Source organism: Pseudomonas sp. UBA6562 (assembly GCF_002434265.1).
Lineage (GTDB): Bacteria > Pseudomonadota > Gammaproteobacteria > Pseudomonadales > Pseudomonadaceae > Aquipseudomonas.
Genome location: NZ_DJJS01000004.1, coordinates 467,397 through 486,103 on the forward strand (window position 1 = coordinate 467,397; position 18,707 = coordinate 486,103).

At 62.7% G+C, this 18,707-nt stretch carries 14 protein-coding genes; all 14 read left to right on the top strand.

Features of this window, described 5'->3' with window-relative positions; genetic code table 11:
- The first annotated feature begins 31 nt into the window (after nt 1-31).
- Entirely contained in the window at nt 32-1,117 is a 1,086-nt protein-coding gene (gene serC, locus B4M43_RS06395; RefSeq protein WP_296265217.1) for a 3-phosphoserine/phosphohydroxythreonine transaminase, read from the top strand.
- A complete protein-coding gene (pheA, locus tag B4M43_RS06400) occupies nt 1,117-2,211 on the top strand; it encodes a prephenate dehydratase (RefSeq protein WP_296265219.1) in 1,095 nt (364 codons plus the stop codon). Before serC ends, pheA begins: the two co-directional genes overlap by 1 nt.
- 72 nt (nt 2,212-2,283) lie before the next feature.
- Nucleotides 2,284-4,524 (top strand): bifunctional prephenate dehydrogenase/3-phosphoshikimate 1-carboxyvinyltransferase, encoded by a 2,241-nt coding sequence (locus tag B4M43_RS06405; RefSeq protein WP_296265221.1) that lies wholly within the window; start codon nt 2,284-2,286, stop codon nt 4,522-4,524.
- Nucleotides 4,524-5,201 carry a (d)CMP kinase gene (gene cmk, locus B4M43_RS06410; RefSeq protein WP_296265348.1) on the top strand — a complete coding sequence of 226 codons (678 nt, stop codon included), beginning with the start codon at nt 4,524-4,526 and terminating at the stop codon, nt 5,199-5,201. Before B4M43_RS06405 ends, cmk begins: the two co-directional genes overlap by 1 nt.
- A 124-nt stretch (nt 5,202-5,325) precedes the next feature.
- A complete protein-coding gene (rpsA, locus tag B4M43_RS06415) occupies nt 5,326-7,002 on the top strand; it encodes a 30S ribosomal protein S1 (protein WP_296265350.1) in 1,677 nt (558 codons plus the stop codon).
- A gap of 255 nt (nt 7,003-7,257) precedes the next feature.
- Nucleotides 7,258-7,578: an integration host factor subunit beta gene (gene ihfB, locus B4M43_RS06420; protein ID WP_296265223.1), complete on the top strand. Its 321-nt coding sequence runs from the start codon at nt 7,258-7,260 to the stop codon at nt 7,576-7,578.
- Complete coding sequence (locus tag B4M43_RS06425; protein ID WP_296265225.1) at nt 7,578-7,841, top strand: LapA family protein; 264 nt, start codon at nt 7,578-7,580, stop codon at nt 7,839-7,841. Before ihfB ends, B4M43_RS06425 begins: the two co-directional genes overlap by 1 nt.
- 96 nt (nt 7,842-7,937) lie before the next feature.
- The gene (locus tag B4M43_RS06430) at nt 7,938-9,371 is read left to right on the top strand and encodes an MBL fold metallo-hydrolase RNA specificity domain-containing protein (protein ID WP_296265227.1); all 1,434 of its coding nucleotides are present in this window, start codon (nt 7,938-7,940) and stop codon (nt 9,369-9,371) included.
- Between the two features lie 251 nt (nt 9,372-9,622).
- Nucleotides 9,623-11,065 (top strand): mannose-1-phosphate guanylyltransferase/mannose-6-phosphate isomerase, encoded by a 1,443-nt coding sequence (locus B4M43_RS06435; protein ID WP_296265229.1) that lies wholly within the window; start codon nt 9,623-9,625, stop codon nt 11,063-11,065.
- A gap of 130 nt (nt 11,066-11,195) precedes the next feature.
- Nucleotides 11,196-12,557: a phosphomannomutase gene (locus B4M43_RS06440; RefSeq protein ID WP_296265231.1), complete on the top strand. Its 1,362-nt coding sequence runs from the start codon at nt 11,196-11,198 to the stop codon at nt 12,555-12,557.
- 2 nt (nt 12,558-12,559) lie between these two features.
- Nucleotides 12,560-13,354 carry an ABC transporter permease gene (locus B4M43_RS06445; RefSeq protein ID WP_296265233.1) on the top strand — a complete coding sequence of 265 codons (795 nt, stop codon included), beginning with the start codon at nt 12,560-12,562 and terminating at the stop codon, nt 13,352-13,354.
- Nucleotides 13,351-14,565, top strand: coding sequence for an ABC transporter ATP-binding protein (locus B4M43_RS06450; RefSeq protein ID WP_296265236.1), 1,215 nt, complete (start codon nt 13,351-13,353; stop codon nt 14,563-14,565). Before B4M43_RS06445 ends, B4M43_RS06450 begins: the two co-directional genes overlap by 4 nt.
- Nucleotides 14,562-16,163 carry a methyltransferase domain-containing protein gene (locus B4M43_RS06455; protein WP_296265238.1) on the top strand — a complete coding sequence of 534 codons (1,602 nt, stop codon included), beginning with the start codon at nt 14,562-14,564 and terminating at the stop codon, nt 16,161-16,163. The genes B4M43_RS06450 and B4M43_RS06455 overlap by 4 nt, the downstream gene beginning before the upstream one ends.
- The gene (locus B4M43_RS06460; protein WP_296265240.1) at nt 16,163-18,685 is read left to right on the top strand and encodes a glycosyltransferase family 4 protein; all 2,523 of its coding nucleotides are present in this window, start codon (nt 16,163-16,165) and stop codon (nt 18,683-18,685) included. The genes B4M43_RS06455 and B4M43_RS06460 overlap by 1 nt, the downstream gene beginning before the upstream one ends.
- Nucleotides 18,686-18,707: the final 22 nt, after the last annotated feature.

Here is an 18,707-nt window from a genome sequence, read left to right on the forward strand (position 1 = left end):
GTTGACTGACCAGAGCAGAGCGAGAGTGGATGTGAGCAAACGAGCCTTTAACTTCTGCGCAGGCCCTGCTGCGCTTCCTGACGCCGTCCTGCAGCGTGCCCAGTCGGAAATGCTCGACTGGCATGGCAAAGGCCTGTCGGTGATGGAGATGAGCCACCGCAGCGACGATTACGTCGCCATCGCGGAAAAGGCCGAGCAAGACCTGCGCGATCTGCTGTCCATCCCCTCGAACTACAAGGTGCTGTTCCTCCAGGGCGGCGCCAGCCAGCAATTCGCCGAGATTCCGCTGAACCTGCTGCCGGAAAACGGCACGGCCGATTACGTGGAAACCGGCATCTGGTCGAAAAAAGCCATCGACGAAGCGCGCCGCTTCGGCAACGTCAACGTCGCGGCCAGCGCCAAGCCCTACGACTACCTGGCCATCCCCGGCCAGAACGAATGGCAGCTGACGCCCGACGCGGCCTACGTGCACTACGCCTCCAACGAAACCATCGGCGGCCTGCAGTTCGACTGGGTACCGGCGACCGGCGACGTGCCGCTGGTGGTCGACATGTCGTCCGACATCCTCTCGCGTGCGATCGACGTGTCGCAGTACGGCCTGATCTATGCCGGTGCGCAGAAGAACATCGGCCCCAGCGGTCTGGTGGTGGTGATCGTGCGCGAAGACCTGCTCGGCCGTGCCCGCAGCAGCTGCCCGACGATGCTCGACTACAAGGTCTCGGCCGACAACGGCTCGATGTACAACACCCCGGCCACCTACGCCTGGTACCTCTCGGGCCTGGTGTTCGAGTGGCTCAAGGAGCAGGGCGGCGTCCAGGCCATGGAGCAGCGCAACCGGGCCAAGAAAGAGCGCCTGTATGGCTTCATCGACGCCAGCGCGTTCTACAGCAACCCGATCAGCCACAACGCCCGCTCCTGGATGAACGTGCCGTTCCGCCTGGCCGACGAGCGCCTGGACAAGGCCTTCCTGGCCGGCGCCGACGCCCGTGGTCTGCTCAACCTCAAGGGCCACCGTTCGGTGGGCGGCATGCGCGCTTCGATCTACAACGCCCTGGGCCTGGAAGCGGTCGAGGCACTGGTGGCCTACATGGCCGAGTTCGAGAAGGAGCACGCCTGATGTCCGAGCATGAACTCAAGGCGCTGCGGGTGCGCATCGACAGCCTCGACGAAAAGATTCTGGAACTGATCAGCGACCGCGCCCGCTGTGCTCAGGAAGTCGCCCGGGTCAAGACCGCCAGCCTCGCCGAGGGCGAGCAGCCGGTGTTCTACCGCCCCGAGCGCGAGGCGGCGGTGCTCAAGCGGGTCATGGAGCGCAATCCGGGGCCATTGGGCAACGAGGAAATGGCCCGGCTGTTCCGTGAAATCATGTCCTCCTGCCTGGCCCTGGAAGAACCGCTGAAAGTGGCCTACCTCGGCCCTGAAGGCACCTTCACCCAAGCCGCGGCCATGAAGCATTTCGGCCACGCGGTGATCAGCCGACCCATGGCGGCCATCGACGAAGTGTTCCGCGAAGTGGCCGCCGGTGCGGTGAACTTCGGCGTGGTGCCGGTGGAGAACTCTACCGAGGGCGCCGTCAGCCACACCCTCGACAGCTTCCTCGAGCACGACATGGTCATCTGCGGCGAAGTCGAGCTGCGCATCCACCACCACCTGCTGGTGGGCGAGAACACCAAGACCGACAGCATCACGCGCATCTACTCCCATGCCCAGTCCCTGGCCCAGTGTCGCAAATGGCTGGACGCACATTACCCGAACGTCGAGCGCATCGCCGTGTCGAGCAACGCCGAAGCGGCCAAGCGCGTCAAAGGCGAGTGGAACTCGGCGGCGATCGCCGGTGAAATGGCGGCCAACCTGTATGGGCTGAGCCGTCTGGCCGAGAAGATCGAAGACCGCCCGGACAACTCCACGCGCTTCTTGATGATCGGCAACCAGGAAGTGCCGCCGACCGGCGACGACAAGACCTCGATCATCGTCTCCATGAGCAACAAGCCCGGCGCGCTGCACGAACTGCTGGTGCCGTTCCACGACAACGGCATCGACCTGACGCGCATCGAGACGCGCCCTTCGCGCAGCGGCAAGTGGACGTACGTGTTCTTCATCGACTTCGTCGGCCACCACCGCGATCCGCTGATCAAGGCTGTGCTGGAAACCATCAGCCAAGAGGCGGTGGGCTTGAAGGTGCTGGGCTCTTATCCGAAGGCCGTGCTGTGAAAACGCAGGGTCGGCTCATGAGCGCCGGCCAGCAATGGGCCTCGACGGCCGTACGGAACAGGATGTACACGCGTGGTTGAAGCGGTAGTGAAAGCAGCGGACCCGATCGTCGGTCGGTTGGTCGTCGTCGGCCTCGGCCTGATCGGCGGTTCGTTTGCAAAGGGTCTGCGCGAAAGCGGCGTGTGCCGCGAAGTGGTGGGTGTCGATCTCGACGCCGAGTCGCGTCGCCAGGCAGTGGCTCTGGGCGTGGTGGACCGCTGCGAGGCCGATCTGGCGGTGGCCTGCGTCGGTGCCGACGTGATCCAGTTGGCGGTGCCGATCCTGGCCATGGAAAAGGTGCTGGCCGTGCTGGCTACGCTCGACCTGGGCCGGGCGGTGATCACCGACGTCGGCAGCGCCAAGGGCAATGTGGTGCGCGAGGCGCAGCGGGTCCTGGGCCAGCGCCTGGCGCGTTTCGTGCCGGGCCATCCCATCGCCGGCTCCGAGCAGAGCGGGGTGGAGGCGTCGAACGCGGCGCTGTTCCGTCGCCACAAGGTCATCCTCACGCCTTTGGCGAACACCGAGAGTGACGCCTTGCAAGTGGTCGACCGGCTATGGCGCGTGTTGGAGGCGGACGTCGAGCACATGACCGTGGAGCGCCACGACGAAGTGCTGGCCGCCACCAGCCATTTGCCGCACCTGCTGGCGTTCGGTCTGGTCGACTCATTGGCCAAGCGCAACGAGAACCTGGAAATCTTCCGCTATGCGGCGGGCGGTTTCCGTGATTTCACCCGGATCGCAGGCAGCGATCCGATCATGTGGCACGACATCTTCCTCGCCAATCGCGAGGCCGTCCTGCGCACACTGGACACATTTCGCAGCGATCTCGACGCCTTGCGCGACGCGGTCGATGCTGGGGATGGGCACCAGCTGCTGGGTGTATTCACCCGCGCCAAGGTCGCCCGCGAACATTTCAGTACAATCCTGGCCCGCCGGGCCTATGTGGACGCTATGAACGCCAACGACCTGATCTTCCTGGCCCAACCGGGTGGCCGCCTGTCCGGGCGTATCCGCGTACCGGGCGACAAATCCATTTCCCACCGCTCGATCATGCTCGGCTCGCTGGCCGAAGGCACGACCGAGGTCGAAGGCTTCCTCGAGGGCGAAGACGCCCTGGCGACGCTGCAGGCCTTCCGTGACATGGGCGTTGTCATCGAAGGGCCGCACCATGGCCGCGTGACCATCCATGGCGTCGGCCTGCACGGCCTCAAGCCGCCGCCCGGGCCGATCTACCTGGGCAACTCCGGCACCTCCATGCGTCTGCTGTCCGGGCTGCTGGCCGCCCAGCCGTTCGACGTGACCATGACCGGCGACGCCTCGCTGTCCAAGCGTCCGATGAACCGTGTGGCCAACCCGCTGCGCGAGATGGGCGCGGTGGTCGAGACCGGCCCGGAAGGGCGCCCGCCACTGACCATCCGCGGTGGACAGACGCTCAAGGCGCTGGACTACAAACTGCCGATGGCCAGTGCACAGGTCAAATCCTGCCTGCTGTTGGCAGGCTTGTACGCACAGGGCCGTACCACCGTCACCGAGCCTGCGCCGACCCGCGACCACACCGAGCGCATGCTGCGCGGCTTCGGCTATGCGGTGGACTCGAACGGCCCGGTCGCCTCGCTGACCTCCGGCGGCACGCTGCGCGCGACCCGCATCGAAGTGCCGGCCGACATCTCCTCGGCAGCCTTCTTCCTGGTGGCGGCTTCCATCGCCGAAGGCTCGGAGCTGGTCCTCGAGCATGTCGGCATCAACCCGACCCGCACGGGCGTGATCGACATCCTGCGCCTGATGGGCGGCGACATCGCCTTGGAAAACCAGCGCGAAGTCGGCGGCGAGCCGGTGGCCGACCTGCGCGTGCGCGGCGTCAAGCTCAAGGGCATCGAGATTCCAGAAGAGCTAGTACCGCTGGCCATCGACGAATTCCCGGTGCTGTTCGTGGCGGCGGCCTGCGCCGAAGGGCGCACGGTGCTGCGCGGCGCCGAAGAATTGCGGGTCAAGGAATCGGATCGCATCCAGGTGATGGCCGATGGTTTGATCGCCCTGGGCGTCAAATGCGAACCCACGCCGGACGGCATCGTCATCGAAGGCGGCATCATCGGCGGTGGCGAAGTGCACGGTCACGGCGACCATCGCATCGCCATGGCCTTCAGCGTCGCTTCGCTACGCGCCACTGCGCCGATCCGTATCCACGATTGCGCCAACGTCGCCACGTCGTTCCCCAACTTCCTCAGCCTGTGCGCCGAAGTCGGCATCCGCGTGGCGGAAGAGGGCAAGTCGTGATCGCCCCCGTCATTACCATCGACGGCCCGAGCGGTTCGGGCAAGGGCACGGTAGCCGGTTTGCTGGCGCGCGAACTGGGTTGGCGGCTGCTCGATTCAGGCGCGCTGTACCGTCTGCTGGCTTTCAATGCGTCCAACCATGGCGTCGACCTGACCAACGAAGAGTCGCTCAAGATCCTGGCCGCCCACCTGGACGTGCAGTTCGTCGCGGCTCAGCCGGGCGGGCTGCAGCAGATCATCCTAGAGGGCGAAGACGTCAGTGGCGTCATCCGCACCGAAACGGTCGCCGCCGGCGCTTCGGCGGTGGCTTCGCTACCGGCCGTGCGCGATGCGCTGTTGCAGCGCCAGCGGGCCTTCCGCGAGCTGCCGGGGCTGATCGCCGACGGTCGGGACATGGGCACGGTGGTGTTCCCCGACGCGCCGTTGAAGATTTTCCTCACGGCCAGCGCCGAGGAACGGGCGCGCCGTCGTTACCTGCAGTTGAAGGGCAAGAACGAAGCTGTTAGTCTGTCGAGTCTGCTAGATGAGATACGGGCACGCGATGAGCGTGATACCCAGCGTACAGTGGCCCCGCTCAAGCCGGCGGCCGATGCCATACAGCTGGACTCGACCGAGTTGTCCATCGACCAGGTGCTGCAACGTATCAGAAGCGAGATCGCCCTCCGCGATCTGGCCTGATCACCAGGAAAGCCGTCAGGTGCACCAGTCATCGTCCTGCCGGCTTTTCTTTATCTAAACGAAACCCACATTGTCTGGAGTGTGGCGATGGGCGTCTGTTTCGCCCAAATCTACAGGAATGAAAATGAGCGAAAGCTTTGCAGAACTCTTTGAAGAAAGCCTGAAAACCCTCAATCTTCAGCCGGGTGCAATCATCACCGGTATCGTTGTCGACATCGACGGCGACTGGGTTACCGTTCACGCTGGCCTGAAGTCCGAGGGCGTCATCCCGCTCGAGCAGTTCTTCAACGAAGCTGGCGAGCTGACCATCAAGGTCGGTGACGAAGTTCACGTTGCGCTGGACGCGGTCGAAGACGGCTTTGGCGAAACCAAGCTGTCCCGTGAAAAAGCCAAGCGCGCCGAGTGCTGGATTGTTCTGGAAGCTGCTTTCGCTGCCGAAGAAGTGGTCAAGGGCGTTATCAACGGTAAGGTTAAAGGCGGCTTCACTGTCGACGTTAACGGCATCCGTGCGTTCCTGCCGGGCTCCCTGGTTGATGTCCGCCCAGTGCGCGACACCACCCACCTCGAAGGCAAAGAGCTGGAATTCAAGGTCATCAAGCTGGACCAGAAGCGCAACAACGTTGTCGTTTCCCGTCGCAGCGTCCTGGAAGCCGAGAACAGTGCAGAGCGCGAAGCGCTGCTGGAATCGCTGCAGGAAGGCCAGCAGGTCAAGGGTATCGTCAAGAACCTCACCGACTACGGCGCCTTCGTGGACCTGGGCGGCGTCGACGGCCTGCTGCACATCACCGACATGGCCTGGAAGCGCATCAAGCATCCTTCCGAGATCGTCAACGTTGGTGACGAGATCGACGTCAAAGTCCTGAAGTACGACCGTGAGCGCAACCGCGTTTCGCTGGGTCTGAAACAGCTGGGCGAAGATCCATGGGTCGCTATCAAAGCGCGCTACCCAGAAAGCACCCGCGTGACCGCGCGTGTCACCAACCTGACCGACTACGGCTGCTTCGCTGAGCTGGAAGAAGGCGTCGAAGGTCTGGTACACGTTTCGGAAATGGACTGGACCAACAAGAACATCCACCCGTCGAAAGTCGTTCAGGTTGGCGACGAAGTGGAAGTCATGGTTCTGGACATCGACGAAGAGCGTCGTCGTATCTCCCTGGGCATCAAGCAGTGCAAGTCGAACCCATGGGAAGACTTCTCTGGCCAGTTCAACAAGGGCGACAAGATCTCCGGCACCATCAAGTCGATCACCGATTTCGGTATCTTCATTGGTCTGGAAGGCGGCATCGACGGTCTGGTCCACCTGTCCGACATCTCCTGGAACGAAGCCGGCGAAGAAGCCGTGCGTCGCTTCAAGAAGGGCGACGAGCTGGAAACCGTCATCCTGTCGGTTGATCCAGAGCGCGAGCGCATCTCCCTGGGCATCAAGCAGATGGAAGACGATCCGTTCTCCAACTTCGTTGCTGTCAACGACAAGGGCGCTATCGTCAAAGGTATCGTCAAGGAAGTTGACGCCAAAGGCGCTATCGTGACCCTGGGCGACGACATCGAAGCTTCCCTGAAAGCCTCCGAAATCAGCCGTGACCGCGTTGAAGACGCGCGCAACGTGCTGAAAGAAGGCGAAGAGATCGAAGCCAAGATCATCAGCGTCGACCGCAAGTCCCGCGTCATCAGCCTGTCCATCAAATCGAAGGACGATGCTGAAGAGCGCGAAGCGATCCAGAGCCTGAAAGCCGCTCCGGAAGCCGCTGCCGATACCACCATGGCTGCGCTGCTGCGCGAAGCGATGGCTAAACAGAACTAAGTTCTGTTCGGTACGAAAAAAGGGTGACTTCGGTCACCCTTTTTTTTGGTCGATGTTTTGTCGTATTCGATCTTTATTGCCCATATGGCATCGAAAGGCGAACCTTTGGTTATCGATTCGGGTCTGTTTGCAGGCGCTCATTACGCTGTTCTTGAAATTTTCGATCAAGTCAAGAAGCGGCCTGTTCAAATCCGGCCGAGCGTGCTACAACCTGAGTAAGCAATGATCTAGCTGCTTGATAACGAAGGGAAAAACATGACCAAGTCGGAGCTGATCGAACGCATCGTTACCCACCAGGGGCTGCTCTCGCCTCGGGATGTGGAACTTGCAATCAAGACCATGCTTGAACAAATGTCGCAATGCCTGGCCACTGGGGATCGTATCGAGATCCGTGGTTTTGGCAGCTTTTCTCTGCACTATCGCTCCGCGCGAGTAGGGCGTAATCCCAAAACCGGGCAGTCGGTCAGCCTCGAAGGCAAGTTCGTACCGCACTTCAAGCCGGGCAAAGAACTACGGGACCGAGTCAACGAAGATGAGCACGAGGCAGAAGCCTTGAGTGCCGCAAGGAATGCCTGATGCGTAATCTCAAACGTGCCCTGGTGGCAGTGCTGGTGTTGTTGCTGGCAGCGATCGTGTTGTTCTTCGTGCTCGAGAATCAGCAGGACGTATCGCTGGGGCTATTTGGTTGGGTGTCTCCGGCCATGCCCGTAGCCGTGCCGGTTCTGGCCGCCCTGATCGTCGGTTTGGCTGTTGGTCCGCTGCTGGGCAGCTACGCCGTGCTGCGTGCGCGCCGACGCATCCGTCTACAGGCCCGCGAAGCCGCACTCGCTGGTAAGTAAGAAAGCTCCTACGCAATCAGGGGAAGGGGTCTGATTTCGCTAAAATCCCCCTTCTGCCGTAATACCGCGCCTTGCCTTTGCAGAGCGCGCATTGCAATGCCTTATCCCAACCTTTCCCACCATGGCGGAGACCAAACGGTCACCGGCTCCTGCCACCAACTGCACCTTGACGCTGCTACCAGCCTGCTCATCGATTGCGGCTTGGAGCAAGGCGCGCACGCGGCCCTCGGCCTGCAAAGCGTCGCATTCGACATCACCGGTATAGAAGCCGTGGTGCTGACCCACGTCCACCTGGATCACGTCGGTCGCCTGCCCGCACTGTTCGCAGCGGGTTATCGAGGGCCGATCCTGTGCAGTCAACCGTCTGCCAAACTCCTGCCGCTGGTTCTGGAAGATGCCTATAAGTTGAGCATCAGCAACGATCCTGCCGAGATTGCCCGTTACCTGGCGTTCGTGCAGGCGCGTTTGCAGCCCTTGCCGTTCGATCATTGGCACAGCCTCGTCGAGCGTCCGGGCTTGGTGTGTCGCATGCGCCTGCGGCGAGCGGGGCATCTGCTCGGCTCGGCCTATGTGGAATGCGATGTGCTCGATTCGGCGGGCGAGCAGGGTACTCGAATCGTGTTCTCAGGGGATCTGGGTGCCAGCGATAGCGCCATGCTGCGCCCGGTCGAGCCACCCGAGCGGGCGGATCTACTGGTCCTCGAAAGCACCTATGGCGATAGGTTGCACGGTGCCCGTGGCGAACGTCGCGACGCCCTCGAAGCCATCATCGACCGAGCACTGGCCGACCGGGGCACCGTATTGATTCCTGCATTCAGTTTGGGGCGTACGCAAGAACTGCTGTTCGACCTCGAGGACATCCTGCATCGCAAGGCGCTACGCCAGCAGGGCCAGGCCAGCCCCTCCGACGACCCGCTGGACGTGCTGGACTGGGCGCAGCTGCCGATCATCCTCGACTCGCCGCTCGCCCAACGCATCACCCAGGTCTATCGCGATCTGAGCGACCACTGGAACGATCAGGCAAGCCAGCGCTTGCGGGCGGGGCGGGCGCCGCTGGGCTTCGAGCAGTTGATCGGTATCGATACCCACGGCCAGCACCAGCAGGTGGTCAACTATCTCAAGAGCACGGGCAAGCCTGCGATCGTCATTGCCGGCAATGGCATGTGTTCGGGCGGACGCATCGTGGCGTACCTGAAAGCCATGCTGGGCGATCCTCGGCATGAGGTGGTGTTCGTTGGTTTTCAAGCCAAAGGCACACCAGGCGCCGTGATCCAGGCCAGTGCCGGCGCGGCTGGTTTCGTGTCGATCGACCTGGACGGGCAGCCTTACGAGATCCGCGCCAAGGTGTTTACGGTGCCGGGCTATTCGGCACATGCTGACCAGCAGGGATTGGTCGATTTTGTCACCGGCATGGCCGTGTGGCCGGCACGCATCCGTCTCGTGCATGGCGATCCGCCTGCTCGGCGCGCGCTGGCGGCACGCCTGCGCGAGATTTATGCAAAAAAAGCGCTCGACGTACAGATCGAATGACTCTCATTGCTGTCCAAGGCGCAGCAACGGATAGCCCAATTGCCCCTCCCGTGAGCAAGCCTCGAGCAATGTTCTCTGATATTCTTGTGCCCCTCGAATTCTGGGATGTGCCTGCCTCTATGCTCGCTTGGAGCCAAGCAGCTGGATCAACAAGGAAACTTGAACGTTAAAGATGCGAAGCGGCAAACCGTTGCTGAAGTACTTTGCGTTTCGTCTATGTGCCATGCCAATGGCTAGCAGGATTATAAGATATGGACTTGATACCCGTAATTTTGTCAGGCGGCGTGGGCAGCCGGTTGTGGCCCGTTTCGCGTGAGGCCCACCCCAAGCCATTCATGACCTTGCCCGATGGTCAGAACCTGATCCAAAAGACGTTCCTGCGTGCTTCGAATCTGCCAGGCGTCTCGGAAGTGCTGACCGTCACCAACCGCGAATTGCTGTTCAAGACCGAAGACGAATACCGTGGCGTCCAGCAAAACGGTCTTGCGCAAGCCTTCATTCTCGAGCCTTTCGGCCGCAACACGGCCGCAGCCGTGGCGCTGGCTGCTTTGCAACTGCGTGACAGCCATGGCGCCGACGCGCACATGCTGGTGCTGGCCGCCGATCACCTGATCCAAAACGAGGCTGCCTTTGCCGAGGCCGTGTCGAAAGCGGTCGAGCTGTCGAGCAATGGCTGGCTGGTGACCTTCGGCATCAAACCCCAGTATCCCGAAACCGGCTTCGGTTACATCGAGGCGGGCCAGGCAGGCGAGCTGCCACAGGGTCTGAAGGTGGCACGCTTCGTCGAAAAGCCGAACCTCGAGCTGGCCGAATCCTACGTGGCCGCCGGCAACTACTTCTGGAACTCCGGCATGTTCTGCTTCCGCGTCGGCACGGTGCTGGAAGAGTTCGAAAAGCATTCGCCCGATGTGTTGGAGGCCGCTGCCCACGCCAAGCGCCAGTCGCGTCTGGCCGAGGGCAAGGACTACAGCTGCCTGAGCGTAGACCCGGACAGCTTCGCCCAAGTCCCGGACATTTCCATCGACTACGCCCTGATGGAGCGCTCCGAGCGCGTCGCTACCGTGCCGTGCGACATCGGCTGGAGCGACATCGGCTCGTGGAACGCCGTCAGCGAACTCACCCCGGCGGACGCCGATGGCAACCGCTTCGAAGGTGAAGTGCTGGCACACGCCTCGCGCAACAATTACGTCAACAGCGAAGACCGCCTCACCGCGCTGGTCGGCGTCGAGGACCTGCTGGTGATCGACACCCCTGACGCGGTGATGATCGCCCACAAGGATCACGCCCAGGACGTCAAGCACATCGTCGGCCAGCTCAAGAGCAAGGGCCATACCCTGCACCAGCTGCACCGCACCGTGCATCGCCCTTGGGGCACCTACACGACCCTGGAAAACGGCGACCGCTTCAAGATCAAGCGCATCGTGGTCAAGCCCAAGGCGTCGCTGTCGCTGCAAATGCACCATCACCGCAGCGAGCACTGGATTGTGGTCAGCGGTACTGCCGTTGTGGTCAACGACGACAAGCAGATGATGCTGCACACCAATGAATCCACGTTCATCCGTGCAGGCCACACGCACCGACTGGAAAACCCGGGCGTCATCGACCTGGTCCTGATCGAAGTGCAAAGCGGCGACTACCTCGGCGAAGACGACATCGTCCGTTTTGAGGACATCTACGGTCGTTGCACCGGCTGATACCCAGCGTTTCCCGCTCGGCCCGTGATGCTCCCTCGAGTATCACGGGCCGTTGACCATCGGTCATGACCTCGAGCGGCTACCTTACACATCGATCGCTGCCTACGGGCGGCTCGTCAAAGTGAGAACCATGTACCCATCTATCCAGACCCGCTGCTTCAAAGCCTACGACATCCGTGGCCAGGTCCCTGCCGATCTCAATGAAGACGTCGCCTACCGCATCGGTCGCGCGTTGGTCGCCGAACTGGGCGGCATGCGTTACGTCGTAGGGCGTGACATGCGTCTGGAAAGCCCGATGTTGGCCCAAGCCCTGACCCGCGGCCTGACCGAGGCCGGCGCCGACGTGCTGGACATTGGTCTGTGCGGCACCGAGGAAGTCTATTTCGCCACCAGCCACCTGAAGGCCGATGGCGGCATCATGATCACCGCCAGCCACAACCCCAAGGGCTACAACGGCATGAAGCTGGTGCGCGAGCACTCCAAGCCGATCAGCGGCGACTCGGGGCTGTTCGCCATTCGCGACCGTGTCGAAGCCGGCGAACTGGGCGATGTGGCTGCCAGCAAGGGCCAAGTCCACGAGGCCTTCGACAAGACCGCCTACATCGACCATTTGCTGACCTACATCGACGTGTCGGCGCTCAAGCCGCTGAAAGTCCTGGCCGATCCAGGCAATGGTGCCGTAGGCCCGGTGATCGAACTGCTCAAGGCACGCCTGCCGTTGCACATCGACGTCATCAACGGCGAGCCGGATGGCGAATTCCCCAACGGCGTGCCCAACCCGCTGCTGCCGGAAAATCGTGAACTGACCCGCAACGCCGTGCTCGAGCGACAAGCCGACCTGGGCCTGGCCTGGGATGGCGACTTCGACCGCTGCTTCTTCTTCGACGGCCAGGGCCGCTTCATCGAGGGCTACTACCTGGTTGGCCTGCTGGCCGAGATGCTGCTGCGCAAGCACCCAGGCAGCAAGATCATCCACGACCCGCGCCTGACCTGGAACACCATCGAACAGGTGCAGGCCGCCGGTGGCCACGCCATCCAGAGCAAGACCGGCCACGCCTTCATCAAGGAACGCATGCGCGCCGAAGACGCGGTATACGGCGGCGAAATGAGCGCCCACCACTACTTCCGCGACTTCGCCTACTGCGACAGCGGCAACATTCCTTGGCTGCTGGTGGCCGAGCTGATGAGCGTCAGTGGCAAGACCTTGGCGCAACTGGTGGACGAGCGCATCGCGGCGTTTCCGTGCAGTGGCGAGATCAACTACCAGGTCGACGACGTCAAGGCGTCGGTGGAAAAGGTCCTGGCCTTCTACCTGCCCCAGGCCCCGGAGGTCGACCGCACCGACGGCATCAGCGTGGCCTTCGCCGACTGGCGCTTCAGCCTGCGCGGCTCCAACACCGAGCCGTTGCTGCGCCTGAACGTCGAGAGCCGTGGCGACGAAGCCCTGGTCACCCAACGTGTCGCTGAAATCGAACGTCTGATTCAAGGATAACTATGTTTGGCATGATCCGAGGCGTCTGGGAATACCGGAGCTTTATCCTCACTTCCATCAAGAACGAGTTCATCTCACGGTTCGCGCGCAGCAAGCTCGGTGGCCTGTGGATGATCATCCACCCGCTGGCCCAGGTCGCGATCTATGCCTTGATCCTGTCCAACGTGCTCGGCGCGCGCCTGCCGGGCATCGAGAACAAGTACGCCTATGCGCTCTACCTGATCGCCGGCATCCTGGCCTGGAACCTGTTCTCCGAGATCGTCGGGCGTTGCCTGACGGTGTTCATCGAGCAGGGCAACCTGATGAAGAAGATGCGCTTTCCGCGCATCGCCTTGCCGGTGATCGTGGTGGGTTCGTGTTTGCTGAACAACCTGCTGCTGTTTTTGGCGGTTTTGGTGATCTTCACGGTGCTCGGCCATGCGCCCAGTGTGCAGATGCTCTGGCTGTTGCCACTGACCTTGGTGATCGTCGCCCTGGGCGTGGGCATCGGCTTGGTGATCGGCGTGCTGAACGTGTTCCTGCGCGACATCGGGCAGGTCATTCCCATCGTCATGCAGGTCTGGTTCTGGTTCACACCGATCGTCTACTCGGTGAACATCATTCCCGATTACCTCAAGGGCACCGTCGGCATCAACCCGATGTATCCCATCGTTACCGCCTACCACAACGTCATGGTCTACAAGACCGCGCCTGACCTACAGCAGGTCGGCATCGTACTGCTGATCGCCCTTGGGCTCATGCTGGTAGGCCTGTTCCTGTTCCGTCGGGCCTCGCCTGAAATGGTGGATTCACTATGAGCCTCTTGCGTGTCGACAACGTCGGCAAAGCCTACCGCACCTACCGATCCGAGTGGCAGCGCATCGCGCGCTGGTGCTACGTGCCGGTCAAGCCGAGCCAGGAGCACTGGGTGCTCAAGCATGTCAGCTTCGACATCCAGCCAGGCGAAGCCATCGGCTTGGTCGGCCAGAACGGCGCCGGCAAGTCCACCTTGTTGAAGATGATCACCGGCACTCTGCAACCCACCGAAGGCAAGGTGCAGGTCAACGGGCGGATTGCTGCGATCCTCGAGCTGGGCATGGGTTTCAACGGTGAGTTGACCGGACGCCAGAACGCCTACCACGCGGCCGGTCTGATGGGCTTCAACACCGAGCAGATCGATGGCGTGATCGACGACATCGAAGCCTTCGCCGAGATCGGCGAGTACTTCGACCAGGCGGTGCGCACCTACTCCAGCGGCATGCAGATGCGCGTGGCGTTTGCTGTGGCGACGGCCTTCCGCCCGGAGATCCTGATCATCGACGAAGCCCTGTCAGTCGGCGACAGCTATTTCCAGCACAAGAGCTTCGGGCGTATCAAAGCCTTCCAGAAGGCCGGTACCACCTTGCTGATCGTGTCCCACGACCGTGGTTCGATCCAGGCCCTGTGCAACCGCGCCATCCTGCTCGACGGCGGCACCGTGATCCGTGACGGTGCGCCAGAAGAGGTCATGGACTACTACAACGCCATCATCGCGCAGAAGGAAAACGCCACCGTCGAGGTGACGACCCTGGCCGAAGGCGGCGTGCAGACGCGTTCGGGCAACGGCAAGGCCAGCCTGGAGCGCATTGCACTCCACAACCACGAGGGCGCGCCGGTCGAGTACGTAGGCGTGGGCGACGAAGTGTGCTTGGCGATCGACGTGCGGATCAACGCGCCGCTGCCCGAACTGGTGGTTGGCTACGTGATCAAGGACCGCCTCGGCCAAGACGTCTACGGCACCAACACCCACCACCTCAAGTGCGTGCGCAGCGACCTGGAAGAAGGGCAGCGGCTGTCCTATCGCTTCCGTTTCCCGGCCAACCTGGGGGTGGGGTCGTACTCGGTGGCGGTGGCGCTGCACGCCAGCGACAACCACATCGCAAACAATTACGAGTGGCGCGACCTGGCGCTGCTCTTCAACGTCGTGAACATGTCGGAGAGTACCTTCGTGGGCCTGGCGTGGATTCCTCCGACCGTGGAGTGCAAATGATGGACGGTTTCTACCGGGGCTTCGAGGACCGCTATCGCGGTTCTCGGGAACTGATCAGCCAACGTCTCGAAGCGTACCTGCCGTTTCTCGCACCGCTCAAGGACCTGTATACGGACTACCCGATACTCGACCTGGGCTGTGGGCGAGGGGAGTGGCTCGAGCTGCTGATGCGCGAAGGCTATGCGCCCATGGGCGTCGATCTCGACGAAGGCATGCTCGAAGCTTGCCGCGCATCGGGTTTGCCGGCCCGCAACATCGACGCGATCAGCGCCCTGCGCGAGCTGCCCGACGCCAGCCAGGTAGCGGTCACCGGTTTCCACATTGCCGAGCACCTGCCGTTCGAGGTGTTGCAGGAACTGGTTGCCCAAGCCCTGCGCGTATTGCGCCCGGCGGGCCTGTTGATCCTCGAGACGCCCAACGCCGAGAGCCTGGTCGTCGGCACCAACAGCTTCTACCTGGACCCGACCCACGAGCGCCCGCTGCCCAGCCTGTTGCTGTCGTTCCTGGCCGAGTACAGCGGCTTCGCAAGGGCGAAGATCGTGCGCTTGCAAGAGCCTGCCGAGCTGCACGACCAGAGCCGACGCCTGGGCGTGCTGGATGTGCTCACCGGCACCAGCCCCGACTATGCCATCGTCGCCCAGAAGCAGGCTGCGCCCGAGTCCCTCACGGCGTTCGAAGAGGCGTTCGAAGCGGCCTACGGGATGGCCCTCGACCAACTGGCGGCGCGTTACGACCATGCCCTCGAGCATCGTCTGGCAGGCCTGGAGCATGAAGTGGCCACGAGCCGCGAGCAGCTCATGACCCGCGAACAGTTCAGCGAGGCGCTCGAGCACGCGCACCGCCACCACACCCAGCAACTGAACAACGCGCATTGCCAGCAGACCGAACAACTGCGCCTGATCCAGGAGCGTCACGCGCTCGACATGGACGCATTGCGCAATCAAGCAGCCCTGACCCAAGAGCAGAACGCTCTGCTCTTGCAGCAGAGCGCCGAGCTACAGCGCGGGCATCAAGAGCTCGTAGAGCGCACCGCAGCGTTGCAAGCCGACCTCGAGCAGTCCATTGGCAGCAACCTGACCTCGGGCAAGCGCACCTCCGACCTGGAAGCCGAGCTCAACCAGTCGCTGAACAACGCCCACACCTGGTACCTGCGGGCCACCGATCTGGAAGCCCAGCTGAACCAGTCCCTGGGCAATGCCCACACCTGGTTCCTGCGCGCGAACCAGCATGAGCAATACGTGCAAACGCTGCGCGAGAGCACCTCGTGGCGGGTTACCGGCCCGTTGCGTTTGTTGGGCCGTGGTGTGCGTGCACCCAAGCACATCGCCCGCTCGATGCTCGGCCGCAGCCTGCCCCACGCCCGTCTGTGGCTGGCTCGTCGCCCGGCAATGCGCCGCGTGGTCATGGCGCTGCTCGGCCGTTGCCCGCGACTGACGGAAAAGCTGTACAACCTCAATCGCAGCACCCAGGCCCCACAGCCGGCCGCCGATGGCAGCGTCGCGCCGCTGCCGCCGATGGTCGACCAAGCCCCCCTGACAGCCAGAGGCCGCACCATCGAGCAGGCGCTCTGGGCCGCCATCAAGAAGAGCCAGAACTGATGCGTATCGTGATTGACATGCAAGGCGCTCAAACCGAGAGCCGTTTCCGAGGCATCGGCCGCTACAGCGTCTCGCTCGCCCAAGGCATCGTGCGCAACAGCGCCGGCCATGAGGTGTACTTGGTGCTCAACGGCATGCTCCCCGAAGGCATCGAGAGCATCCGCACCGCTTTTGCCGACCTGCTGCCGCAGAGCCATATCCGCGTGTGGTACGCCGATGGCCCTGTGTCGAACATCCATGCCGAAAACATTCCGCGCAGCGAAGTCGCCGAGCGCATCCGTCAGGCCTGCATCGACGCATTGCAGCCGGACATCGTGCACATCACCAGCCCATTGGAAGGGTTCGTCGACGACGCAGTCATCGGCGACCCGCTGCTGGACAAGCACGCACTGGTCAGCGCCACGCTGTATGACCTGATTCCGCTGGTCAGCCCCAACCAGTACCTGACCCACGCCGGGTACAAGACCTACTACATGGACAAGGTCGAAGCCTTCAAGCACTACGATGTGCTGTTGCCGATCTCCGAGGCTGCGCGTGCAGAAGCCTTGTCGTTGCTGTCGCTCGACGAAGCCAACGTGGTCAACGTCTCCAGCGCAGCGGACGAGATCTTCCACCCGATTCCGTTGAGCGGCGAGGAGCGCGACGTCCTGGCAGCCAAGTTCAGCCTGCGCGACGCCTTCGTGCTGTACTCCGGCGGCGCCGACGAGCGCAAGAACCTGACACGCCTGATCAAGGCCTTCACCCAGGTCAAGCGTGACCTCCCCGACATCCAGCTGGTATTCGCCGGCAAGATGTCCAACCACATCATCGAGCGTTACCGTGCCGAAGCCCTGGGTGAAGGGTTGCAAGAGGACGACCTGGTGTTCACCGGCTTCATCACCGACGATGAACTGGTCGCCCTGTACAACACCTGCCAGCTGTACGTGTTCCCGTCCTGGCACGAAGGCTTCGGCCTGCCGCCGCTCGAAGCCATGAAGTGCGGGGCGCCGGTGATCGGTGCCAACACCTCGAGCGTGCCGGAAGTGATTGGCTGGGAAGAAGCCACCTTCGACCCGATGAGCGTCAAGGCCATCGCCGCCAAGATGAAGCAGGCGCTGGTCGACGACGAGTTCCGTGCGGCGCTGACCGTGCATGGTCTGCAACGCGCCAAGCTGTTCTCCTGGGACCGTACCGGCAAGATCGCGGTCGAGGCCTTCGAGCGTGCGGTGGCCGAACGTGACCAACGTTCCGCCGAGGCCCAGCCGGTCGTCGACGCCGTCCCGGCCCTGATCGAATCGCTCCTGGCCACCGGACAGCTGCACAACGGCGGCCTGGACATCGCCCGACTGGCCAAGGCCATCGACTATTCCGTTCAAGGCCCTTCGGGCATGCCGCGGCTGTTGGTGGACATCTCGCAACTGTGCCGGCACGACGGCAAGAGCGGTATCCAGCGCGTAGTGCGCAGTATCCTGCTCGAGTGGCTGAGCCACCCGCCGGCGGGCTACCAGGTCCAGCCGGTGTACACCAAGGTCGAAGAGTCCTTCTACCGGTACGCGACCCAGTTCACCGCGCAGTTCCTTGGTCACGACGCCGGCCAGGCGCAGGACGAAGCGCTCGACTATCGCGCAGGCGACGTCTACATCTGCCTGGACCTGCTGCTGGATGTGCTACCCCAGCGCCAACCGTATTTCGACACCCTGCATGCCCATGGCGTCAGCGTCTACTTCGTGGTCTACGACTTGTTGATCCTGCAGATGCGCCATTGCTTCTCCGATCACCTGTACCAGCACTACGTGAACTGGATCGGCACCATCGCCCGCTATGACGGCGCCCTGTGCATTTCCCAGGCGGTGGCCGACGAGCTGAGCGAATGGATGACCGAGCATGGCCCGGCGCGCCAGCGCCCGCTACGTATCGGCGCCTTCCACCTGGGGGCGGACATCGACCAGTCGGTACCGTCCACTGGCGTTCCCGAAGACCCAGCCCTGCACATCGAAGTGCTGGAAGCGAACCCGAACTTCCTCATGGTCGGCACGCTCGAGCCACGCAAGGGCCACGCCCAGGCGTTTGCCGCGTTCGAGCAGCTGTGGGAGGCGGATGTCAAAGCGAACCTGATCATCGTGGGCAAGCGCGGTTGGCTGGTCGACGATCTGGCCAGCCGTATCGAAGCGCACCCACAGTTCGGCAAGCGGCTGTTGTGGCTCGACGGGGTCAGCGATGAGTACCTGGAGCACGTCTACCAAAACAGCCAATGCCTGATCGCCGCATCGATCGGCGAAGGGTTCGGCCTGCCGCTGATCGAAGCCGCGCAGCATGGCATGCCGATCATCGCCCGTGACTTGCCGGTGTTCCGCGAAGTGGCTGGCGAACATGCCTTGTACTTCAAGGGCGACGAGCCGCAGGTGCTGGCCGAGACCGTCGAGCGCTGGCTCGAACTGTTCGCCACGGGCGCACACCCGACTTCGACCGACATGCCGTGGCTGACCTGGAAGCAGAGCGCCACGCAATTGATCGACGAAATCAGCCGCTTGCAGCGTATCTGACAGCCTGAGCCTTGAAATTAGA

Coding starts and splice junctions, on each gene's coding strand:
- pheA (WP_296265219.1), top strand. CDS start 1,117: ATGTCCGAGCATGAACTCAAGGCGCTGCGGGTGCGCATCGACAGCCTC.
- rpsA (WP_296265350.1), top strand. CDS start 5,326: ATGAGCGAAAGCTTTGCAGAACTCTTTGAAGAAAGCCTGAAAACCCTC.
- ihfB (WP_296265223.1), top strand. CDS start 7,258: ATGACCAAGTCGGAGCTGATCGAACGCATCGTTACCCACCAGGGGCTG.
- B4M43_RS06425 (WP_296265225.1), top strand. CDS start 7,578: ATGCGTAATCTCAAACGTGCCCTGGTGGCAGTGCTGGTGTTGTTGCTG.
- B4M43_RS06430 (WP_296265227.1), top strand. CDS start 7,938: ATGCCTTATCCCAACCTTTCCCACCATGGCGGAGACCAAACGGTCACC.
- B4M43_RS06435 (WP_296265229.1), top strand. CDS start 9,623: ATGGACTTGATACCCGTAATTTTGTCAGGCGGCGTGGGCAGCCGGTTG.
- B4M43_RS06440 (WP_296265231.1), top strand. CDS start 11,196: ATGTACCCATCTATCCAGACCCGCTGCTTCAAAGCCTACGACATCCGT.
- B4M43_RS06445 (WP_296265233.1), top strand. CDS start 12,560: ATGTTTGGCATGATCCGAGGCGTCTGGGAATACCGGAGCTTTATCCTC.
- B4M43_RS06450 (WP_296265236.1), top strand. CDS start 13,351: ATGAGCCTCTTGCGTGTCGACAACGTCGGCAAAGCCTACCGCACCTAC.
- B4M43_RS06455 (WP_296265238.1), top strand. CDS start 14,562: ATGATGGACGGTTTCTACCGGGGCTTCGAGGACCGCTATCGCGGTTCT.
- B4M43_RS06460 (WP_296265240.1), top strand. CDS start 16,163: ATGCGTATCGTGATTGACATGCAAGGCGCTCAAACCGAGAGCCGTTTC.